Genomic DNA, 19,627 nt, shown 5'->3' on the forward strand with positions numbered 1-19,627 from the left:
CACTCAGAGGTGGGAGACGGGTAAACCCGTCCCGGGTTGCAGGTAATGTTCCCAGCGCAGCAGGCGCTCGGTAAGCAGCAGTTCGCGGTTGACACCGATAACGTTGAGCAATTGCTCGCGGCAGGTACAGACGTCATGGGCAATCGCCTGCAGCCGGGCGGCGGGCAGGCTGTGCGCCAGCTGCTCCAGCAGCGGCCAGACGTCAGGGTTACTCACCAGGGTAATCCCCTGCTGTCGTTTTTGCGCATCGACCAGCAGCGACGCCAGCCAGTGCAGGCGAACCGCCGCCTGTTCATGATTGAGTATCGGCAGCAGCGCCAGCCAGTCACCGCTCGCCAGGGTAGCCGCCAGCGCCTGACACAACTGCTGCCGCGCCGTCCACAGCGGTTCCTGTAACAGTTCGAGCGCCGCAGCCGGCGCGCTGGCGCACAGGCGTAACGCGGTCAACAATGACTCCTGCGGCAGGCTCACCTCACGCTCCAGCCAGGCCAGAGCATAAGGCTCAGACGGCGGCGCCAGATGATGCAGGCGACAGCGGCTGCGCAGAGTGGTCAGCAGACGCGCCGGCTCCTCGCAGGCGAGGAAGAACCAGGTATTCTCCGGGGGCTCCTCCAGCGTTTTCAGCAACGCGTTGGCGGCGGCATCGGTCAGCAAGGCAGCATCGCTAATCCAGACCACTTTTGCCCCACCAAGGCGCGCATGTTCATAGAGCTTTTCATTGACATCGCGCACCGCGTCAATACCCAGCGCGCTCTTGCCCTTCTCGGGGCTGAGCGCATAGTAATCGGGGTGCGTGCCGGCCTGCATCAGCTGACAGCTATGGCAGTGGCCGCAGCTTTTATGTCCTTCGGGCTGGCGGCACATCAGGAAGCGGCACAGCGCGTAAATCAACGCCTCACCGCCCATCCCGTTCAGGGACTGTAACAGTAAGGCGTGGTGGCCTCGTCCGGCCTGATAGCTACCGACCAGTTGCTCGAACGAGGGGCGCAGCCACGGATACCATTTCATGCCGCTTGCTCCGCCATCCACTGGGCGATCGTGGCGCGAATGTCGCGCGCCACGGCATCCAGCGGCTGAGTTGCGTCAACCGTGCGGATAGAAGGATCGGCGGCGGCCAGCTCAAGATAGCGCGCGCGGGTACGGTTGAAAAAGTTCATGGACTCCTGCTCAATGCGATCCAGCTCGCCGCGGGCCCGGGCGCGCTGCAGCCCCACTTCCGGCGTGACGTCGAGATACAGCGTCAGATTGGGGCGAAAATCACCGAGTACCGCATCGCGCAGCGTCGCCAGCATCGTGCGGTCAATTCCCCGGCCGCCGCCCTGATAGGCCTGCGTCGACAGATCGTGACGATCGCCGATCACCCACTGGCCGCGGGCCAGCGCGGGCTTAATCACGGTCTCCACCAACTGGACGCGCGCCGCGTAAAACATCAGCACTTCCGCTTTATCGTTAATCACTTCATCGCCCGTGGACTGGATATCCAGCACCAGGCTACGCAGTTTTTCGGCAAGGATTGTGCCCCCCGGCTCGCGGGTAAACACCATATCGTGAATACCCGCCGACTGCAGCGTCTCCACCACCAGTTGACGTGCGGTGGTCTTCCCGGCGCCCTCCAGCCCCTCGATGACGATATAGTTACTGCGCATTTTTTTCCTTAAGTACTTTCAGATAATCCTGCACCGCACGGTTATGACTGACCAGGTTTGTGGTAAACGTATGGCCCCCTTTCCCGTCGGCGACGAAATAAAGATATGGCGTTTTCGCCGGATGGGCGGCTGCCTTCAGCGAGGCCTCGCCCGGCACCGCGATAGGGCCTGGCGGCAAACCGCTGATGGTATAAGTATTGTATGCGGTCGGCGTCTCGAGATCCTTACGCGTTAACTTACCAGTATATCCTGCGCCCATCCCGTAGATTACGGTCGGATCGGTCTGCAAGCGCATACCGATGCGCAGGCGGTTGATAAATACCGACGCGACGCGGTCGCGCTCTTCCGCTACCGCGGTCTCTTTTTCAATAATCGAGGCCATGGTCAACAGCTGGTTCTGATCGGCATAGGGCAGATTCTCCATCCGTCCTTCCCAGACCTTCGCCACTTCGGCGACCATTTTCTGATGCGCGCGCTTGAGGATGGCGATATCGCTGGTGTTGGCGGTGTACATCCAGGTATCCGGCCAGAACCAGCCCTCTACCCAGTCGGCATGCTCAAGACCTAATGCCTTAGCCACCGTCGCGTAGCTATCGTCTTCAAGCGTGTGCTTCACGTACGGGGCATCGCGCAGCTGGCGCAGGTAGTCGCTGACGCGCATGCCTTCGACAAAGCGCAGCGGAAACTGCGCCTCTTTGCCGCTGGCCAGCAGCTGCAACATCTCGCGCACCGTCATTTGCGGCGTGAAGCGATAGGTCCCGGCCTTGAAGTGAGACAGCTCAGGTTCCACCCGCAGCAGCCACTGGAAAACGCGCGGGCGATTGATCACCTTCTCGCGATAGAGATCCTGGCCCAGCGCCAGCCGGCCGGTGCCGGCTTCGAGGGTAAAGATGGTCTCTTCCTTAATCAGCAGCTTGCTGTCCGCCAGCTGGCGTACCTTCCACATGCCTGCCGCCGCGGCGATGCCCAACAGCACGACCAGCAACAGGATAAAACGTAACATTTTCTTCATACTAACCAGACAGCTCACACAAAGGGGCTAAAAAATGGTAAAGCTCACGCGAGGACCAGGTGGTCTCCTCCCAGCGGCGAACCGGCACCAGCGGCATCAGCGCATTGCAGATCAGCACTTCATCGGCCTCCCGCAATGTCTCGGGACGCGCTGTCACTTCGACAACGCGAAACGTCGATGGTGCCAGCTGCGCGATACAGCGCTGCCGCATAATGCCGTTGACCCCGGCATAATCGAGTCCCGGAGTAAATACATCACGTCCCTGACGCCAGAATAAATTCGCGGCACAGCATTCCGTAAGCCACCCGTCACTGTCAAGGACCAGCGCCTCATCGGCGTCCGTCTGCTCAAGATGAGAGCGGATCAGTACCTGCTCAAGGCGATTAAGGTGCTTCAGGCCGGCAAGCCAGGAGTTGCGCCCCAGGGGCACCGGACTCTGGGTCAGAGTAATGCCCTCCTCCCGCCAGCGCGCATAATGCGCCGGGTATGGAGAGAAGCTGAGAATGCGAGTGGGCGACACGCAGCCTGCCGTACTGTATCCCCTTCCCCCAACGCCGCGGGTGAGAGTCACCTTGAGCACGCCCTGCGCGTGCGGCCGAGCCAGACGCTGCATCTCTTCGCTCAGCGTCAGCCAGTCGTTAAATGGGATATGTAATTTTTCACAGGTTGTCTGTAAACGCTGCAGATGGGCGTCCAGTAGCGCAACCTGCCCTTGCTGGATGCGGGCGGTGGTAAAACAGCCGTCGCCAAACTGGATGGCGCGATCGTTCGCTGCCAACGTGTCCTGTACAACGCCGTTTATCAAGAACATAAAGGACTCCTTTTCACTGGTCGGTCAGTGTGTCAGGACCCAGAGCAGAGAACAAGGGGAGAAAGCTGAATAAAAAAGGCCCGACGAACGGGCCTTTTGTTAAAGCAGTGCCGGGGCAAGCCCTGTCACACTTTTTTGAAGATCAGCGAACCGTTAGTGCCGCCAAAGCCGAAGGAGTTGCACAGGGTGTACTCCATACCGGAAACCTGACGCGCTTCGTGTGGAACGAAGTCGAGGTCGCAGCCTTCATCCGGGTTGTCGAGGTTGATCGTCGGCGGAACCGCCTGATCGCGCAACGCCAGGATAGAGTAAATCGACTCTACCGCCCCTGCCGCACCCAGCAGATGGCCGGTCATGGATTTGGTAGAGCTCACCAGTACGCGGCTCGCCGCATCACCGAAGACAGACTTAACCGCCTGCGCTTCCGCTTTATCGCCGGCCGGCGTCGAGGTGCCGTGGGCGTTGACGTAGCCGATCTGGCCTGGTTCGATGCCCGCATCGCGAATAGCATTCACCATTGCCAGCGCGGCGCCCGCGCCATCTTCCGGCGGTGACGTCATGTGGTAAGCATCGCTGCTCATGCCGAAGCCAACGATCTCGGCGTAGATTTTGGCGCCGCGTTTTTTGGCATGCTCGTACTCTTCCAGCACCACCATACCCGCGCCGTCGCCCAGCACGAAGCCGTCACGATCTTTATCCCACGGACGGCTCGCCGCCTGCGGGTTGTCATTGCGCGTGGAGAGCGCACGCGCCGCGCCGAAGCCGCCCACGCCAAGCGGGGTGCTGGCTTTTTCCGCGCCGCCTGCCACCATCGCATCGGCATCGCCATAGGCGATGATGCGCGCGGCCTGGCCGATGTTGTGCACGCCTGAAGTACACGCGGTCGCGATAGAGATACTTGGCCCACGCAGACCAAACATGATGGTCAGATGGCCGGCCACCATGTTAACAATTGTGGAAGGAACGAAGAATGGGCTGATCTTGCGCGGTCCGCCGTTAACCAGCGAACTGTGGTTTTCTTCGATCAAGCCGAGACCGCCGATACCGGAGCCGATAGCGGCGCCAATACGGGTTGCATTCTCTTCCGTCACTTCAAGGCCAGAATCCTGCATGGCCTGAACGCCAGCGACAATTCCATATTGAATGAAGGCATCCATCTTGCGCTGTTCTTTGCGCGAGATAATGTCATCACAGTTAAAATCCTTTACTAAGCCAGCAAATTTCGTTGCATAGGCGCTAGTATCGAAATGGTCGATCAGGCTGATGCCACTCTGACCGGCAAGGAGAGCTTTCCAGGTAGACTCTACGGTATTGCCGACAGGAGACAACATGCCCAGTCCGGTCACAACTACACGACGCTTAGACACGTTTGTCCTCCAGGGAGGGAAAATAGATTCTTGTGGGACAATAAAAAGATAAAACTCAGGCGGTCGAATGACCGCCTGGAGATGTTCACTTACGCCTGGTGGCCGTTGATGTAATCAATGGCAGCCTGAACGGTGGTGATTTTCTCAGCTTCTTCGTCCGGAATCTCAGTATCAAACTCTTCTTCCAGAGCCATTACCAGCTCAACGGTGTCAAGAGAATCAGCGCCCAGGTCTTCAACGAAGGAAGCATTGTTGGTAACTTCTTCCTGCTTAACGCCCAGCTGCTCGCCGATAATTTTCTTAACGCGTTCTTCGATAGTGCTCATACTCTTAAATTTCCTATCAAAACTCGCTTTCGCGATGGTTTTCGTAGTGTATAAAATGTTGAAAAATTTGCAACTAAATCCCGGCAGGTCTTACCACGATTTTGCGCTATTTTGAGGCCGTTTGCCCTAAGAACGCAAATCTTTTCGCACAAAACCGCACAGAGAACCGTGCGAAGTGCGCGGTTCCTGAACGTTTTGCACAAATCTCGGTCAGACCATGTACATTCCGCCGTTGACGTGCAGCGTTTCACCAGTGATGTAACTTGCTTCGTCAGAGGCTAAAAATGCAACCGCGCTGGCGATTTCATTTGGGGTGCCAAGGCGCCCCGCAGGAACTGCCGCCAGCGTACCCGCACGCTGCTCATCGGTCAGCGCACGCGTCATGTCCGTTTCAATAAAGCCCGGAGCAACAACGTTTACAGTAATACCGCGGGACGCAACTTCACGCGCCAGTGATTTACTGAAGCCGATCAGACCCGCTTTCGCCGCGGCGTAGTTGGCCTGACCCGCATTTCCCATGGTACCAACCACAGAACCGATAGTGATAATACGTCCATGACGCTTTTTCATCATAGCGCGCATTACCGCTTTTGACAGACGGAAAACCGATGACAGGTTGGTTTCGATAATATCGTTCCACTCGTCATCTTTCATGCGCATTAACAGATTGTCGCGAGTGATCCCGGCATTATTCACCAGGATATCCACTTCGCCAAACTCTGCGCGCACATTTTCCAGAACAGATTCAATAGATGCCGGGTCGGTCACATTCAACATCAGACCTTTACCATTGGCGCCTAAATAGTCGCTGATCGCCTGCGCGCCGCTTTCGCTGGTCGCAGTACCGATAACTTTCGCGCCACGGGCGACGAGCGTTTCAGCGATAGCACGGCCAATACCGCGGCTTGCACCGGTAACCAGCGCGATTTTTCCTTCAAAACTCATGGTTTTCCTCTTTTATTGCTCAAGCGCCGCAGACATCGCCGCCGGCTCGTTAAGCGCGGAAGCGGTCAGGGTGTCAACAATACGTTTGGTCAGGCCGGTGAGGACTTTACCCGGGCCAACCTCATACAGATGCGATACGCCCTCGGCAGCCATAAACTCAACGGTTTTGGTCCACTGCACCGGGCTGTACAGCTGGCGCACCAGCGCGTCGCGAATGGCGTCCGGCGCGGTTTCGCACTTCACGTCGACGTTATTCACCACCGGAATCGTCGGCGCGTTGAAGGTGATCTTCTGCAGCTCTACCGCCAGTTTTTCTGCGGCTGGCTTCATCAGCGCGCAGTGGGACGGCACGCTCACCGGCAGCGGCAGCGCGCGTTTGGCGCCGGCGGCTTTACAGGCGGCGCCAGCGCGTTCAACGGCCTCTTTGTGCCCGGCGATAACCACCTGGCCCGGAGAATTGTAGTTCACCGGAGAGACCACCTGCCCTTCGGCAGACTCTTCACAGGCTTTGGCGATAGCGGCGTCGTCCAGACCGATAATAGCGGACATGGCGCCGGTACCTTCCGGTACGGCTTCCTGCATGAATTTACCACGCAGCTCAACCAGGCGAACGGCATCAGCGAAACCGATAACGCCCGCGCATACCAGCGCGGAGTATTCGCCGAGGCTGTGACCCGCCAGCAGCGCTGGCGCTTTGCCGCCCTGCTGTTGCCAGACGCGGTACAGCGCCACGGAGGCGGCGAGCAGCGCCGGTTGAGTCTGCCAGGTCTTATTCAGTTCTTCTGCCGGGCCCTGTTGCGTCAGCGCCCACAGATCGTAACCCAACGCTGCGGAAGCTTCACCGAAGGTCTCTTCAATGACCGGCCAGGCGGCAGCCATTTCGGCCAGCATGCCTACGGCCTGAGAGCCCTGCCCCGGGAACACAAATGCGAATTGCGTCATGTTTAAATCCTTATACTAAAAACGAACCAGCGCGGAACCCCAGGTGAAACCGCCACCAAAGGCTTCCAGCAAAATCAGCTGACCGCGCTGAATACGGCCATCGCGGACGGCCTCATCCAGCGCGCAAGGGACTGACGCCGCGGAGGTGTTGCCATGGCGGTCGAGGGTCACAACGACGTTATCCATCGACATACCCAGTTTCTTCGCCGTCGCGCTGATAATACGCAGGTTAGCCTGATGCGGCACCAGCCAGTCCAGCGCTGAACGTTCAAGATTATTCGCTGCCAGCGTCTCATCAACGATGTGCGCCAGCTCGGTGACCGCCACTTTGAAGACTTCGTTGCCGGCCATCGTCAGATAGATCGGGTTTTCCGGATCGACGCGATCGGCGTTCGGCAGGGTCAGCAGTTCGCCATAGCTGCCGTCGGCATGCAGATGCGTCGAGATAATGCCCGGCTCTTCGGAGGCGCCCAGCACAACCGCGCCGGCGCCGTCGCCGAAAATAATAATCGTTCCGCGATCCGCCGGATCGCAGGTGCGCGCCAGCACATCGGCGCCAACAACCAGCGCATAATCTACCGCGCCGTTCTTCACATACTGATCGGCGACGCTTAGCGCATAGGTGAAACCGGCGCAGGCGGCGGCGACATCAAACGCCGGGCAACCCTTAACGCCCAGCATTGACTGGATCTGGCATGCAGAACTCGGAAACGCGTGCGTGCCGGAGGTGGTCGCAACGATAATCAGACCAATTTGCTCCGCGGACACGCCCGCCATCGCCAGCGCCTGCTTTGCGGCTTCAAAGCCCATCGTAGCAACTGTTTCATGCGCTGCGGCAATACGACGCTCACGGATACCTGTGCGGGTGACAATCCACTCGTCAGAGGTTTCTACCATTTTTTCCAGGTCGGCGTTTGTACGCACTTGCTCGGGCAGATAGCTGCCGGTACCAATAATCTTCGTATACATGTACGCTCAGTCACTCTTGGGTGATATACCCGCCTCGTTCAACCGCCGCGGCGTCAATCGTGGCCATTCGTCCCGCTTTGCTGTCGGGCGTTCACGTCACTGTCGCTTTCCGGCAGCTCGAAACCAGCTGGGTATAAAGATTCCAGGCGCGCGGCGATCCGCTGAGGGATCTGCCGCTGCACCGCCTGCACTGCCTGCTCTATCGCGACGCTAAAGGCGCGTTGATTGGCAGCACCATGACTCTTGATCACGGAACCGCGCAATCCTAACAGACAGGCGCCATTATACTGGTCGGGGTTGAGGTGACTGAATCGCCTCGCCAGGCTTTTTTGTAACCAACGTTTTAGTAACAGCAGCCACCACGACCGTTTTTTGCCCTCTCCCTGAGATTTCAGCAGTGAAAGGAACATTCTGACAACACCTTCCATGGTTTTTAATGTGACGTTGCCCGTGAATCCATCACAAACCAGCACATCGGTTTTTCCGGTCAACAGTTCATTGGCTTCAAGATAGCCGATGTAGTTGAGGGAAGGCAGCGTTTTGAGCACTGCGGCAGCATCGCGGATGCTGCCGAGGCCTTTCATCTCTTCTTCGCCGATATTCAACAAAGCGACGCGGGGGTTGGCAATGCCGACCACTTCTTCCGCCAGCACCGCGCCCATTACCGCGAACTGCACCAGCATCGTGCTGTCGCAATCGACGTTGGCGCCGAGATCCAGCACCACGGTTTTGCCCTTCTGCTGGTGCGGTAAAACCGTCACCAGCGCCGGCCGCTCAATACCTTCGATCGGTTTGAGCAGCAGTTTCGCCAGCCCCATCAGCGCGCCGGTGTTGCCAGCGCTGACGCAGGCTTGCGCCCGCCCTTCTTTCACAAGCTCCAGCGCCACGCGCATTGAGCTTCCGCGACTGCTGCGGATAGCCTGCGCGGGTCGCGCATCACTGGCAATAACTGACTGCGCAGGAATAATCTGCAGACGCGAACGTTGTTCGAAGTCAGCTTTGGCGAGTAATGGCGTGATGGCGTCGGGATCGCCGACTAAAAGAAGTGTGAGTTGCGAATTAGAGTTCAGTGCCTGCAGTGCTGCAGGCACCGTCACGGATGGGCCGAAATCGCCCCCCATGACATCTAACGCCAGGGTTAGACGTGTCAAGGTATCGTCGCTGCCCGGTTCGGTGATTCCCCAGTTGCCCGGGGAGTCCTCACTAAGCTTCATCACGCTGGCACCCGCGAATATTCACGCTGCAGACGCAACAATCCGGGCATAAATGCCCCCAGCGACCGGGTTAACCGAGTTTCCAGGGACGCACACGCCCGCCATGGCCTGCAACGGGAAATCCTGCGAGTATCGCGTGATTACTTAGCGATAACCTTGCGACCGCGGTAGAAACCGTCGGCAGTGATGTGGTGACGCAGGTGTTTCTCACCAGAAGTTTTGTCTACAGACAGGCTGGTGACTGCGGTCAGCGCGTCATGGGAACGACGCATGCCACGTTTGGAACGGGTTGGTTTATTCTGTTGTACGGCCATGGACCTTACTCCTCAATTACTTACGCTTTAAGCTGGCTAATACGGCAAATGGGTTTGGTTTTTGTGCCTCTTCAGGCAGTTCGCCAAAGACCATGTCCGCGTCGGACACTTCACAGTGTTCAGAATCATGCACCGGAACTACGGGCAGGGAGAGGATAATTTCATCCTCGACCATTGCCTGCAGGTCGATTTCACCGAATTCGTTAACCTCAATCGGCTCATACGCTTCCGGTAGTGCTTCGGCCTGTTCGTCATTTCTGACGGGGCTAAAACAATACGTGGTGTGGACGTGATGGGAGAACGGTTTCCCGCAACGCTGGCATTCGAGAGTTACCGTTACCTTTGCATCGCCAGTAATAACGGCGAGACGCTGGTTATCGATAGCGAACGACATGCTGCATTCCACATCGCTGTCCACGCTGACTACAGAATCGGTTACACGTTCAACCTGATCGCGGGCATAGATGCCTTCGTAATCAAGGCGTTTTTGAGCCGTGCGTACCGGATCAAGAGTCAGGGGTAATTTTACCTTTTGCATAGGGCGCGCATATTAACTTTGTAATGTCATAGAGTCAAAGAAAAAGGCAGCCTCAGGTTGCCTTTTGCCATTTATTCGCACACATTGCGGCGCATAGTTTAAGATGATGCTCTGCGAAGCGCTATATGTGGATGAAAAAATATGTCTGATCTTATCCTCGCGTCAACCTCTCCCTGGCGGCGCATGCTGCTGGAAAAACTGGGTTTACCGTTTGAATGTGCCGCGCCTGACGTCGACGAAACGCCCCGGCCTGATGAATCCGCACGTCAGCTTGTCACCCGGCTGGCGCAGGCCAAAGCGCAAAGTCTGGCCACGCGCTTCCCTAATCACCTTATTATAGGCTCCGATCAGGTTTGCGTGCTGGACGGTGAAATCACCGGCAAACCGCACACCGAGGAAAATGCCCGCAGGCAGTTAAGAAAGGCCAGCGGGTCAATCATTACCTTTTATACCGGACTGGCGCTGTACAACTCTGCCAGCGGCCATCTGCAAACCGAATGCGAACCCTTTGACGTTCACTTTCGCCATCTCAGTGATAAAGAGATAGAAGGCTATGTGCGCAAAGAGAACCCGCTGCAGTGCGCCGGGAGTTTCAAGAGCGAAGGATTGGGCATTACGCTGTTCGAACGGCTGGAAGGCCGCGACCCGAACACCCTGGTCGGTTTACCCTTAATCGCGCTCAGTCAGATGTTGCGCCGTGAAAACTACAACCCGCTGTTAGGCTGAGGCAAAAAAAACGGCGGAACTGATTCCGCCGTTGCGCTTATTTGCTCTTCCGTAGCACCTGTAAACAGTGCTTCAGCTGGTTGTCCAGCGGCGCCTCAACGCGCATCACCTCCCCGCTCCCCGGGTGGGTAAACTTCAGCGCCGCCGCGTGCAGGAACAGGCGGTTTAAGCCGGTAGCGGACAGCTGCTTGTCGAACTCGCGGTCGCCATAGCGGTCGTCAAATGCGATAGGATGGCCGGCATACTGCGTATGAACGCGGATCTGATGCGTGCGGCCGGTGACCGGGCTGCAGCGCACCAGCGTGGCGAATTCGTAACGCTCTTCCACTTTAAAGCGCGTCTCCGACGGCTTGCCTTCCTGACTCACGCGAACGATGCGCTCCCCGCTCTGCAGAATATTCTTCAACAGCGGGGCCTGGACCACTTTGGTATGCGACTGCCACTGGCCGCGCACCAGCGCCAGATAATCTTTCTGCATGCCTTTATCGCGCAGTTGCTCGTGCAGCGAACGCAGCGCTGAGCGCTTTTTCGCCACCAGCAGCACGCCGGAGGTATCCCGGTCGAGACGATGCACCAGCTCAAGGAAGCGCGCCTCCGGGCGCAGGGCGCGCAGCCCTTCAATCACGCCGAAGCTCAGGCCGCTGCCGCCGTGTACCGCAGTACCAGAAGGCTTATTGAGCACCAGAATATGATCGTCTTCATAGAGGATCACCTCAGAGAGCGCGGCCACTTTCTGCAGGTGCGGCGATACCGCCTCTTCTTCACGCTCCGCCACGCGTACCGGCGGGATACGGACTTCATCGCCCGCTTCCAGCTTATACTCCGGCTTCACGCGCTTTTTGTTTACCCGCACCTCGCCTTTACGCAGGATGCGATAAATCATGCTCTTCGGTACGCCTTTCAATTGCGTACGCAAAAAGTTGTCGATACGTTGCCCCGCTTCATCAGCAGCAATGGCAACCATTTTTACGGTTGGGGTCTCAGTTTTCATGGTGCGCGATTCTAAATAGCCGGACGCATTAGCGCCACTCATTTTTATATGCTTATATTTATCATTATCCTGTTTTCACGGTTTACCTGACCGCCATTTTGTTTGTTATTAGAACAATCTGTATGGGCAGGTGATAAAACTGTGAGTAACCGGGTGATAAAAGGTGAAAGTCAACTTGCTATAACAAGGTTAGCAATGGAATAATGAGACCGTTTTCCGTATTGCATCTTGTTAGAACAAGACATTAGCGGAATGACCAATTTTGTCTGACCGATCGCCCACGCAGCAATGGCGTAAGACGTTGTGATCTTTCAGACAGTTAGCGGGCTGCGGGTTGCAGTCCTTACCGGTACAGGCTCTATGGATTTCAAGTCGCAGGAAGGCGTCAACTCCGGGACTCCCGGGAGCTCATCTGGATCGCCAGATCGAGGTGAGCAGGTTAAGCCACCATGCCTGCAACGCGAAAGACGACGAGTATAAATGGAATATTCTCTGGTGATACATCCCAGGCTGTTCCCCTGAATAATTGCGCTGTGTTTCCGTTTGAAACACAGGCGACCGACACTCTGCGCCTCTTAAGCGCGCGACAACCGTGAGGTTGGCGACGTGAACCAGACACGAGGCCATCGGTTTTCCCCCGGAAAGGCATTACTCTGCCCGCAGCTTAGTCGTCAATGTAAGAATAATGAGTAAGTTACGATGAAAAGAATGTTAATCAACGCAACTCAGCAGGAAGAGTTGCGCGTCGCCCTTGTTGATGGGCAGCGCCTGTACGACCTGGATATCGAAAGCCCCGGGCACGAACAGAAAAAAGCGAACATCTACAAAGGCAAAATCACCCGCATTGAACCCAGCCTTGAAGCCGCGTTTGTTGATTACGGCGCCGAGCGTCATGGTTTCCTCCCCCTCAAAGAAATCGCCCGCGAATACTTCCCCGCCAACTACAATGCGCATGGTCGTCCTAATATCAAAGACGTACTGCGGGAAGGTCAGGAAGTTATCGTGCAGATTGATAAAGAAGAACGCGGCAACAAAGGCGCTGCGCTCACCACCTTTATCAGCCTCGCGGGCAGCTATCTGGTACTGATGCCGAACAACCCGCGCGCCGGGGGAATTTCCCGCCGTATCGAGGGCGACGACCGTACCGAACTGAAAGAAGCGCTGGCGAGCCTGGAGCTTCCGGACGGCATGGGCCTGATCGTTCGCACCGCTGGCGTCGGCAAATCCGCCGAAGCCCTGCAGTGGGACCTGAGCTTCCGCCTGAAGCACTGGGAAGCGATTCAGAAAGCCGCGGAAAGCCGTCCGGCGCCGTTCCTGATCCACCAGGAAAGCAACGTCATTGTCCGCGCCTTCCGTGACTACCTGCGCCAGGACATCGGCGAAATCCTGATCGATAACCCGAAAGTGCTTGAGCTGGCGCGCCAGCATATCGCCGCGCTGGGTCGTCCGGATTTCAGCAGCAAAATAAAACTGTACACCGGTGAAATCCCGCTGTTCAGCCATTATCAGATCGAATCGCAAATTGAGTCCGCCTTCCAGCGCGAAGTGCGCCTGCCTTCCGGCGGGTCTATCGTTATCGATAGCACCGAAGCGCTGACCGCGATCGATATCAACTCCGCCCGCGCCACCCGCGGCGGCGATATCGAAGAGACAGCCTTCAATACCAACCTCGAAGCGGCTGACGAAATTGCCCGCCAGCTGCGTCTGCGCGACCTCGGCGGCCTGATCGTTATCGACTTCATCGATATGACCCCGGTTCGCCACCAGCGCGCCGTGGAGAATCGTCTGCGCGAAGCCGTCCGTCAGGACCGTGCGCGCATTCAGATCAGCCATATTTCGCGCTTCGGCCTGCTGGAGATGTCCCGTCAGCGCCTGAGCCCGTCGCTGGGCGAGTCCAGCCACCACGTCTGCCCGCGCTGCTCCGGCACCGGCACCGTGCGTGATAACGAATCGCTGTCGCTCTCTATTCTGCGTCTGATCGAAGAAGAAGCGCTGAAAGAGAATACCAAAGAAGTCCACGCCATTGTTCCGGTACCGATCGCCTCCTATCTGCTGAACGAAAAACGTGCCGCAGTGAGCGCTATCGAATCCCGTCAGGGCGATGTGCGCGTTATTATCGTGCCAAACGACGAAATGCAAACGCCGCACTACTCCGTCCTGCGCGTGCGCAAAGGTGAAGAAACCTCAACGCTGAGCTATCTGCTGCCGAAGCTGCATGAAGAAGAAATGGCGCTGCCAGGCGACGATGAGCCGGCGGAGCGGAAACGTCCGGAACAGCCGGCCCTGGCCGCTTTTGTCATGCCAGATGCGCCGCCAGCCCCGATGCTCGAAGAGCCTGCCGCCGCGCCTGTCGCCGCAGCGGCACCGGTCGCGGCCGCCGCACCGGCGCAGCCTGGCCTGCTCTCACGCTTCTTCAGCGCGCTGAAGAATATCTTCTCTGGCGCCGAAGAGGCCAAACCGGCTGAAGTTCAGGTCGAGAAGAAAGCGGAAGAAAAACCGGAGCGTCAGCAGGAGCGTCGTAAACCGCGCGCCAACAACCGCCGCGACCGCAACGACCGCCGTGATAACCGCGACAATCGTGACAACCGCGATAACCGTGACAATCGCGACACCCGTGCGGACAATGCCGAGGGCCGTGAACCGCGCGAATCGCGTGAAGAGAACCGTCGCAACCGTCGCGAGAAGCCGTCGCAGAACGTGGAAGCCCGTGATGTTCGCCAAACCTCAGGCGACGACGCGGAGAAAGCGAAATCCCGTGACGAGCAGCAGCCGCGCCGCGAACGCACCCGCCGCCGCAGTGACGACAAACGTCAGGCGCAGCAGGAAGCCAAAGCGCAGACTCGCGAAGAGCCGGTTGTGCAGGAGACGGAGCAGGAAGAGCGTGTACAAACTCTGCCGCGTCGTAAACCGCGCCAGCTGGCACAGAAAGTGCGCGTTGAGTCCGCTGTCGTCGAGCCAGTTGCCGAGATCGTGCCAGAAGCCGTAGTGGCTGAAGTTATCGCTCCGCACAGCGAGCCGGTGAAAGCCGAGCTGCCGGCAGGGGTGGAGAGCGTGGCGGACCAGGACGAAAATGGCGAATCCCGTGAAGCGAACGGTATGCCGCGTCGCTCACGTCGCTCCCCGCGTCACCTGCGCGTCAGCGGTCAGCGTCGTCGTCGCTATCGTGACGAACGCTATCCGACCCAGTCGCCTATGCCGCTGACCGTAGCCTGCGCATCGCCGGAGATGGCTTCCGGTAAAGTCTGGATCCGCTACCCGGTGGTTCGTCCGCAGGATCAGCAGCCGGAAGAGGTTCAGGTTCAGGACGCCAGCGTCGCGAAAACTGTCGAGGCCGTAGCGGCCCCGGTCGCCGTCGTTGAAACCGTTACCGCTGCGCCGGTCACCGTCGAGCCGGCTACCATGGAACCAGTAACCGCTGAGCCGGTAGTCGTCGAGCCGGTAGCGGCCGCCGAGCCGCTGGTCGTTGATGCTGCGGAAGTTGTCGCGCCAGCAGCCGTCGAGCCAGCGCCTCAGGAGCCGGTCACCGAAGCACCGGCTGTCGAAGCGCCTCAGGCTATCGCGCCAGTGACGCTCGACGCCGAGCCGGTGGTGGTAGAACCTGAAGCGGTGGAAACGACGCCTGTCGTTGCAGCGCCAGTGGAAACTATCGCCCCGGTCGCAGAAACCGTGGAGCAAGCGCCAGTGACCGAAGCGGCCCCTGCCGAACCGGTCAAAGCCGAGCCCCCGGTGAGCAAGCCGGTCGTAGTGGCGGGTCATCGCCATGCCACCGCGCCAATGACCCGTGCGCCAGCTCCGGACTATGTCCCGGAAGCACCGCGTCATAGCACCTGGGTGCGCCCGCCGTTCGCCTTTGAAGGTAAAGGCGCCGCCGGTGGTCATAGCGCGACCCATAAAGCCACCGCTGAACCGACTCGCCCACAGCCCGTCGAGTAAGCGTGCTTAATAAAAAAACCGGCCTTTGGCCGGTTTTTTTATGCGCTTTGCGGACGCTGCATCCCGGCGAGATCCGGCATGATCTCCCGCATCAGGTCGAGGAACTTACGCAGGCGTGTCGGGTAATAGCGCGCCCAGGGATAAACCAGATGAACCGGCAGCGAGGCGGGTCGCCACTGCGGGAACAGCTCAATCAGCCGTCCGGCGGCAATATCCTCCACGACCGTCCAGCTGGACACCATCGCCACCCCCAGCCCCGCCAGCGCGGTGTTGCGCGCGACGTAAAGACTGTCAGTGCTCAGACAGGGAGTAATCGCTGTAGAGACAATCTGCCCGCTTGCCTGATGCCTGAGCCGTACCTCATGCTGATAAAAGGTATTAATGGCGATCCATGGCAGGCCCGATAACGCCTCCAGCGAGGTTAACGGCGGATACTTCGCCAGCAGCTCAGGAGAAGCCACTACGCAGCGCGGCACTTCCGCCAGCAGTACGGATACCGTTGCTGGATCCACCTCCGCCCCCACGCGAATAGCGCAGTCGATATTATCGCTGAGGAAGTCGACGGTATTATCGTTTAGCATCCACTCCACCGACAGCTGCGGATGGCGCTGTAGAAATGCTACCAGCGGCGCCAGCAGTTGCTGCTGGCCAAACGCGTGGGGCGCCCGCACTCGCAGAACGCCCACCGGCCGATCGTCGGCAATACGCAGGTCATCCTCCAGCGCCAGCCAGGCGTCCACCACCTGACGGGCGTGACGATAACAGCGTTCGCCATCGTCAGTGAGCTTCATCGCATGGGTGGTGCGCAGGATCAGCTTAACCCCCAGCAGCCCTTCAAGGGACTGCAGGCGGCGGCTGACGGTCGCCTGGGTAGTGTCCATCTGCCCTGCGGCGGCGGAGAGCGATCCGGCCTCTACGATGCGGATATAGGTGCGCATCAGCTCAATGCGGTCTATACGCTCTTGTCTTTTCATTTTCCTTTTGCCTATACGTGCTACGTATAACCGTTTTACCACCAGCCCGGCTACCGCGCCAGCCGCGTTCAGGGAAAAATAGCCCCATCGCATCTATGAGGCATTGAACATGACACCGACTTCCCTTTCCACCCGCGACGCAGGCTGGATTATCTTCATTCTCGCACTCGGCGCCGGCTTTAGCGTCGCCTCTATTTACTACGCGCAGCCGCTGCTGCCGTTGATGGGCACCAATCTCTACCTGACTGTAGAAGGTATGGGTCTGGTCCCTACCCTGACGCAGGCGGGTTATGCGCTCGGCATTCTGTTCCTGCTCCCGCTCGGCGACCGCCACGATCGCCGCCGGCTGATCCTGGTGAAAAGCGCGCTGCTGGCGCTCCTGCTGCTCCTGTGCAGCCTCACCGGCCAGCTCAGCTCACTGCTGGTGGTCAGTCTGCTGATCGGTATGGCGGCGACCATGGCGCAGGATATCGTCCCGGCGGCGGCGATCCTCGCCCCGGCGGGCAAGCAGGGAAAAATGGTGGGCACGGTGATGACCGGGCTGCTGCTGGGGATCCTGCTCTCCCGGACGGTCAGCGGCGTGGTGGGCGCCGTATTCGGCTGGCGGGTGATGTATCAGGCGGCGGCGGTCAGCGTCGCGCTGATTGGCCTGGTAATGTGGCGCGTCCTGCCGCGCTTCGCTGTGCACTCGACGCTGAGCTATCCGCAGCTGATGGCCTCGATGGCGCATCTGTGGCAGCGTTACCCGGCATTACGCCGCGCCGCGCTAGCTCAGGGCGCGCTCTCCATCGCCTTTAGCGCCTTCTGGTCGACGCTTGCGGTGATGCTCTCCGAACACTATCACATGGGCAGCGCAGTAGCGGGCGGTTTCGGTATCGCCGGGGCCGCCGGGGCGCTGGCCGCGCCGCTTGCCGGCGGTCTGGCCGATAAATTTGGCGCCGGTAAGGTGACACAGATGGGTGCGGCGCTGGTCACCCTCTCCTTTGCCCTGATGTTTATGCTGCCGCTGCTGCCAGTGCACGCTCAGTTGGCGCTGATTGCCCTGTCGGCGATTGGCTTTGACCTTGGCCTGCAGTCAAGCCTGGTGGCGCATCAGAACCTGGTATATGGCCTTGAGCCACAGGCCCGCGGCCGCCTCAACGCCCTGCTGTTCACCGTGGTGTTTATCGGGATGTCGCTGGGGTCGGTGCTGGGCAGTAAGCTGTACGTGCTGGCCGGCTGGAACGGAGTGGTCACGCTGGCAGTGATCACTGGCGCGCTAGCCCTGGCGATCCGCCTGCTGGAGAATGCCCGCATCCTCGCTGCCGAACGCAGCGCATCATAAAAAAACCCCGCTTCGCCTGCGGCGAAGCGGGGTTTTTCTACCCACACAACCGCTTACGCCGTGCGACGGACAAACTCTTTCACGCGGAAGCCCAGCACCAGCAGCGTGGCGAAATAGGCTACCACCCCGGCGATAACCACCGCCAGCAAACGCATCAGACGGAACGGCATCGTCCCCAGCGACCACTCAGGCATGAGATGCATGACGCCCAGCAGCGCCGCGGCCATAACCAGCACTGCAATAATCAGACGCAGCAGGAAGGCCAACCAGCCCGGCTGCGGGGTGAAAATTTTCTGTTTACGCAGTTGCCAGTAGAGCAGCGCGGCGTTCAGGCAGGCCGCCAGGCCGATGGACAGCGACAGACCCGCATGCTTCAGCGGGCCGATAAACGCCAGGTTCATTACCTGGGTCATAATCAGGGTGATAATAGCAATCTTGACCGGGGTCTTGATGTCCTGACGGGAATAGAAGCCCGGCGCCAGCACTTTCACCACGATAAGGCCCATCAGCCCTACGGAATAAGCCACCAGCGCGCGCTGGGTCATCGCCGCGTCAAAGGCGCTGAATTTGCCGTACTGGAACAGAGCCACGGTTAGCGGTTTGGCGAGGATCCCCAGCGCCACCGCGCTCGGCAGCGCCAGCAGAAAACAGAGACGCAGTCCCCAGTCCATCAGCCGGCAATACTCGTCATGGTTACCGCTGGCGAAGCTTTTTGACAGCGATGGCAGCAGGATAGTGCCGAGCGCCACGCCCAGCACGCCGGAGGGAAACTCCATCAGGCGGTCGGCATAATACATCCACGACACCGAGCCCGACACGAGGAATGAGGCGAAAATGGTATTGATGATAAGGGAGATCTGGCTTACCGACACGCCAAGGATCGCCGGCCCCATCTGCTTCACCACCCGCATCGCGCCGGCATCTTTCAGATTAATTCGCGGCAGGACCAGCATGCCAATCTTCTTCAGATGCGGCAGCTGGTAAGCCAGCTGCAGCACGCCGCCGACCGTCACCGCCCAGGCCAGCGCCAGCACCGGCGGATGGAAATACGGCGCGGCAAACAGCGCAAAGCCAATCATACTGACGTTGAGGAACGTCGGCGCAAAGGCCGGCACCGAGAAGCGGTTCCAGGTATTGAGGATCGCCCCCACCAGCGAAGCCAGGGAGATCAGCAAAATATAGGGAAAGGTAATACGCAGCAGCTGGGTGGTTAGCGCAAACTTATCGGCGGTATCGGCAAAGCCGGGCGCAGTAATGGTGATTACCCACGGCGCCGCCAGCATCCCGATAACGGTAACGATAGCCAGGGCCAGGGTCAGCAGCCCGGAGACGTATGAGACAAACACGCGGGTGGCATCTTCGCCCTGCTTGCTTTTATATTCGGCAAGGATCGGCACAAACGCCTGTGAGAAGGCGCCTTCGGCAAAAATACGCCGCAGCAGGTTAGGCAGTTTGAAGGCGACAAAAAAGGCATCGGTCGCCATCCCGGCGCCAAAAATACGCGCCACAATCGCATCGCGGGCAAAGCCCAGCACGCGCGAAAACATGGTCATCGAACTGACTGCCGCCAGTGATTTTAAAAGGTTCATTACGCT

General features: G+C 58.8%; 18 protein-coding genes. 3 read left to right on the top strand and 15 right to left on the bottom strand.

All coding sequences use genetic code 11. The features are described from left to right. Window positions 1-3 precede the first annotated feature (3 nt). The 12 genes from holB to yceD all read right to left on the bottom strand — a co-directional run bounded on the left by holB (window position 4) and on the right by yceD (window position 10,084). Window positions 4-1,008 carry a DNA polymerase III subunit delta' gene (holB, locus tag LPQ25_RS16245; protein ID WP_014907848.1) on the bottom strand — a complete coding sequence of 335 codons (1,005 nt, stop codon included), beginning with the start codon at window positions 1,006-1,008 and terminating at the stop codon, window positions 4-6. Then, window positions 1,005-1,646: a dTMP kinase gene (tmk, locus tag LPQ25_RS16250; protein WP_002900674.1), complete on the bottom strand. Its 642-nt coding sequence runs from the start codon at window positions 1,644-1,646 to the stop codon at window positions 1,005-1,007. Before tmk ends, holB begins: the two co-directional genes overlap by 4 nt. Next, window positions 1,636-2,658: a cell division protein YceG gene (yceG, locus tag LPQ25_RS16255; protein WP_002900671.1), complete on the bottom strand. Its 1,023-nt coding sequence runs from the start codon at window positions 2,656-2,658 to the stop codon at window positions 1,636-1,638. The genes tmk and yceG overlap by 11 nt, the downstream gene beginning before the upstream one ends. Window position 2,659: 1 nt before the next feature. Then, the gene (pabC, locus tag LPQ25_RS16260) at window positions 2,660-3,469 is read right to left on the bottom strand and encodes an aminodeoxychorismate lyase (RefSeq protein ID WP_014907849.1); all 810 of its coding nucleotides are present in this window, start codon (window positions 3,467-3,469) and stop codon (window positions 2,660-2,662) included. Between the two features lie 125 nt (window positions 3,470-3,594). Continuing rightward, window positions 3,595-4,836 (bottom strand): beta-ketoacyl-ACP synthase II, encoded by a 1,242-nt coding sequence (gene fabF, locus LPQ25_RS16265; protein WP_002900666.1) that lies wholly within the window; start codon window positions 4,834-4,836, stop codon window positions 3,595-3,597. 89 nt (window positions 4,837-4,925) lie between these two features. Next, window positions 4,926-5,162, bottom strand: a complete 237-nt coding sequence (gene acpP / locus LPQ25_RS16270; protein WP_000103754.1) for an acyl carrier protein — start codon at window positions 5,160-5,162, stop codon at window positions 4,926-4,928. A 210-nt stretch (window positions 5,163-5,372) separates the two neighbouring features. Next, entirely contained in the window at window positions 5,373-6,107 is a 735-nt protein-coding gene (fabG, locus tag LPQ25_RS16275) for a 3-oxoacyl-ACP reductase FabG (RefSeq protein ID WP_002899294.1), read from the bottom strand. A 12-nt stretch (window positions 6,108-6,119) separates the two neighbouring features. Further along, window positions 6,120-7,049: an ACP S-malonyltransferase gene (gene fabD, locus LPQ25_RS16280; RefSeq protein ID WP_002899289.1), complete on the bottom strand. Its 930-nt coding sequence runs from the start codon at window positions 7,047-7,049 to the stop codon at window positions 6,120-6,122. Between the two features lie 15 nt (window positions 7,050-7,064). Next, window positions 7,065-8,018: a beta-ketoacyl-ACP synthase III gene (locus LPQ25_RS16285; RefSeq protein WP_002899288.1), complete on the bottom strand. Its 954-nt coding sequence runs from the start codon at window positions 8,016-8,018 to the stop codon at window positions 7,065-7,067. Window positions 8,019-8,071: 53 nt separating this feature from the next. After that, window positions 8,072-9,169, bottom strand: coding sequence for a phosphate acyltransferase PlsX (plsX, locus tag LPQ25_RS16290; RefSeq protein WP_004224085.1), 1,098 nt, complete (start codon window positions 9,167-9,169; stop codon window positions 8,072-8,074). Window positions 9,170-9,372: 203 nt separating this feature from the next. Beyond that, window positions 9,373-9,546, bottom strand: coding sequence for a 50S ribosomal protein L32 (rpmF, locus tag LPQ25_RS16295; RefSeq protein WP_000290724.1), 174 nt, complete (start codon window positions 9,544-9,546; stop codon window positions 9,373-9,375). A 16-nt stretch (window positions 9,547-9,562) separates the two neighbouring features. After that, complete coding sequence (gene yceD / locus LPQ25_RS16300; protein WP_002899276.1) at window positions 9,563-10,084, bottom strand: 23S rRNA accumulation protein YceD; 522 nt, start codon at window positions 10,082-10,084, stop codon at window positions 9,563-9,565. 141 nt (window positions 10,085-10,225) lie between these two features. Between yceD and LPQ25_RS16305 the strand changes: the two genes are divergently transcribed. Next, entirely contained in the window at window positions 10,226-10,810 is a 585-nt protein-coding gene (locus tag LPQ25_RS16305; RefSeq protein ID WP_014907850.1) for a Maf family protein, read from the top strand. A 37-nt stretch (window positions 10,811-10,847) separates the two neighbouring features. On the opposite strand, the gene rluC is transcribed toward LPQ25_RS16305, so the two are convergent. Beyond that, window positions 10,848-11,801 carry a 23S rRNA pseudouridine(955/2504/2580) synthase RluC gene (gene rluC / locus LPQ25_RS16310; protein WP_002899271.1) on the bottom strand — a complete coding sequence of 318 codons (954 nt, stop codon included), beginning with the start codon at window positions 11,799-11,801 and terminating at the stop codon, window positions 10,848-10,850. A 699-nt stretch (window positions 11,802-12,500) separates the two neighbouring features. Between rluC and rne the strand changes: the two genes are divergently transcribed. Then, window positions 12,501-15,734, top strand: a complete 3,234-nt coding sequence (gene rne / locus LPQ25_RS16315) for a ribonuclease E (RefSeq protein WP_014907852.1) — start codon at window positions 12,501-12,503, stop codon at window positions 15,732-15,734. A gap of 38 nt (window positions 15,735-15,772) precedes the next feature. Here the strand turns inward: rne and LPQ25_RS16320 are convergent, their stop codons facing one another. After that, window positions 15,773-16,801 (bottom strand): LysR family transcriptional regulator, encoded by a 1,029-nt coding sequence (locus LPQ25_RS16320; RefSeq protein ID WP_014907853.1) that lies wholly within the window; start codon window positions 16,799-16,801, stop codon window positions 15,773-15,775. Window positions 16,802-16,817: 16 nt separating this feature from the next. Between LPQ25_RS16320 and LPQ25_RS16325 the strand changes: the two genes are divergently transcribed. Further along, the gene (locus LPQ25_RS16325) at window positions 16,818-18,032 is read left to right on the top strand and encodes an MFS transporter (protein ID WP_014907854.1); all 1,215 of its coding nucleotides are present in this window, start codon (window positions 16,818-16,820) and stop codon (window positions 18,030-18,032) included. A 53-nt stretch (window positions 18,033-18,085) separates the two neighbouring features. Here the strand turns inward: LPQ25_RS16325 and murJ are convergent, their stop codons facing one another. Then, complete coding sequence (gene murJ, locus LPQ25_RS16330; RefSeq protein ID WP_002899104.1) at window positions 18,086-19,621, bottom strand: murein biosynthesis integral membrane protein MurJ; 1,536 nt, start codon at window positions 19,619-19,621, stop codon at window positions 18,086-18,088. Window positions 19,622-19,627 lie beyond the last annotated feature (6 nt).

The sequence above is a fragment of the Klebsiella sp. KPN54798 genome (assembly GCF_021184225.1).
GTDB classification, from domain to species: Bacteria; Pseudomonadota; Gammaproteobacteria; order Enterobacterales; family Enterobacteriaceae; genus Klebsiella; species Klebsiella pneumoniae.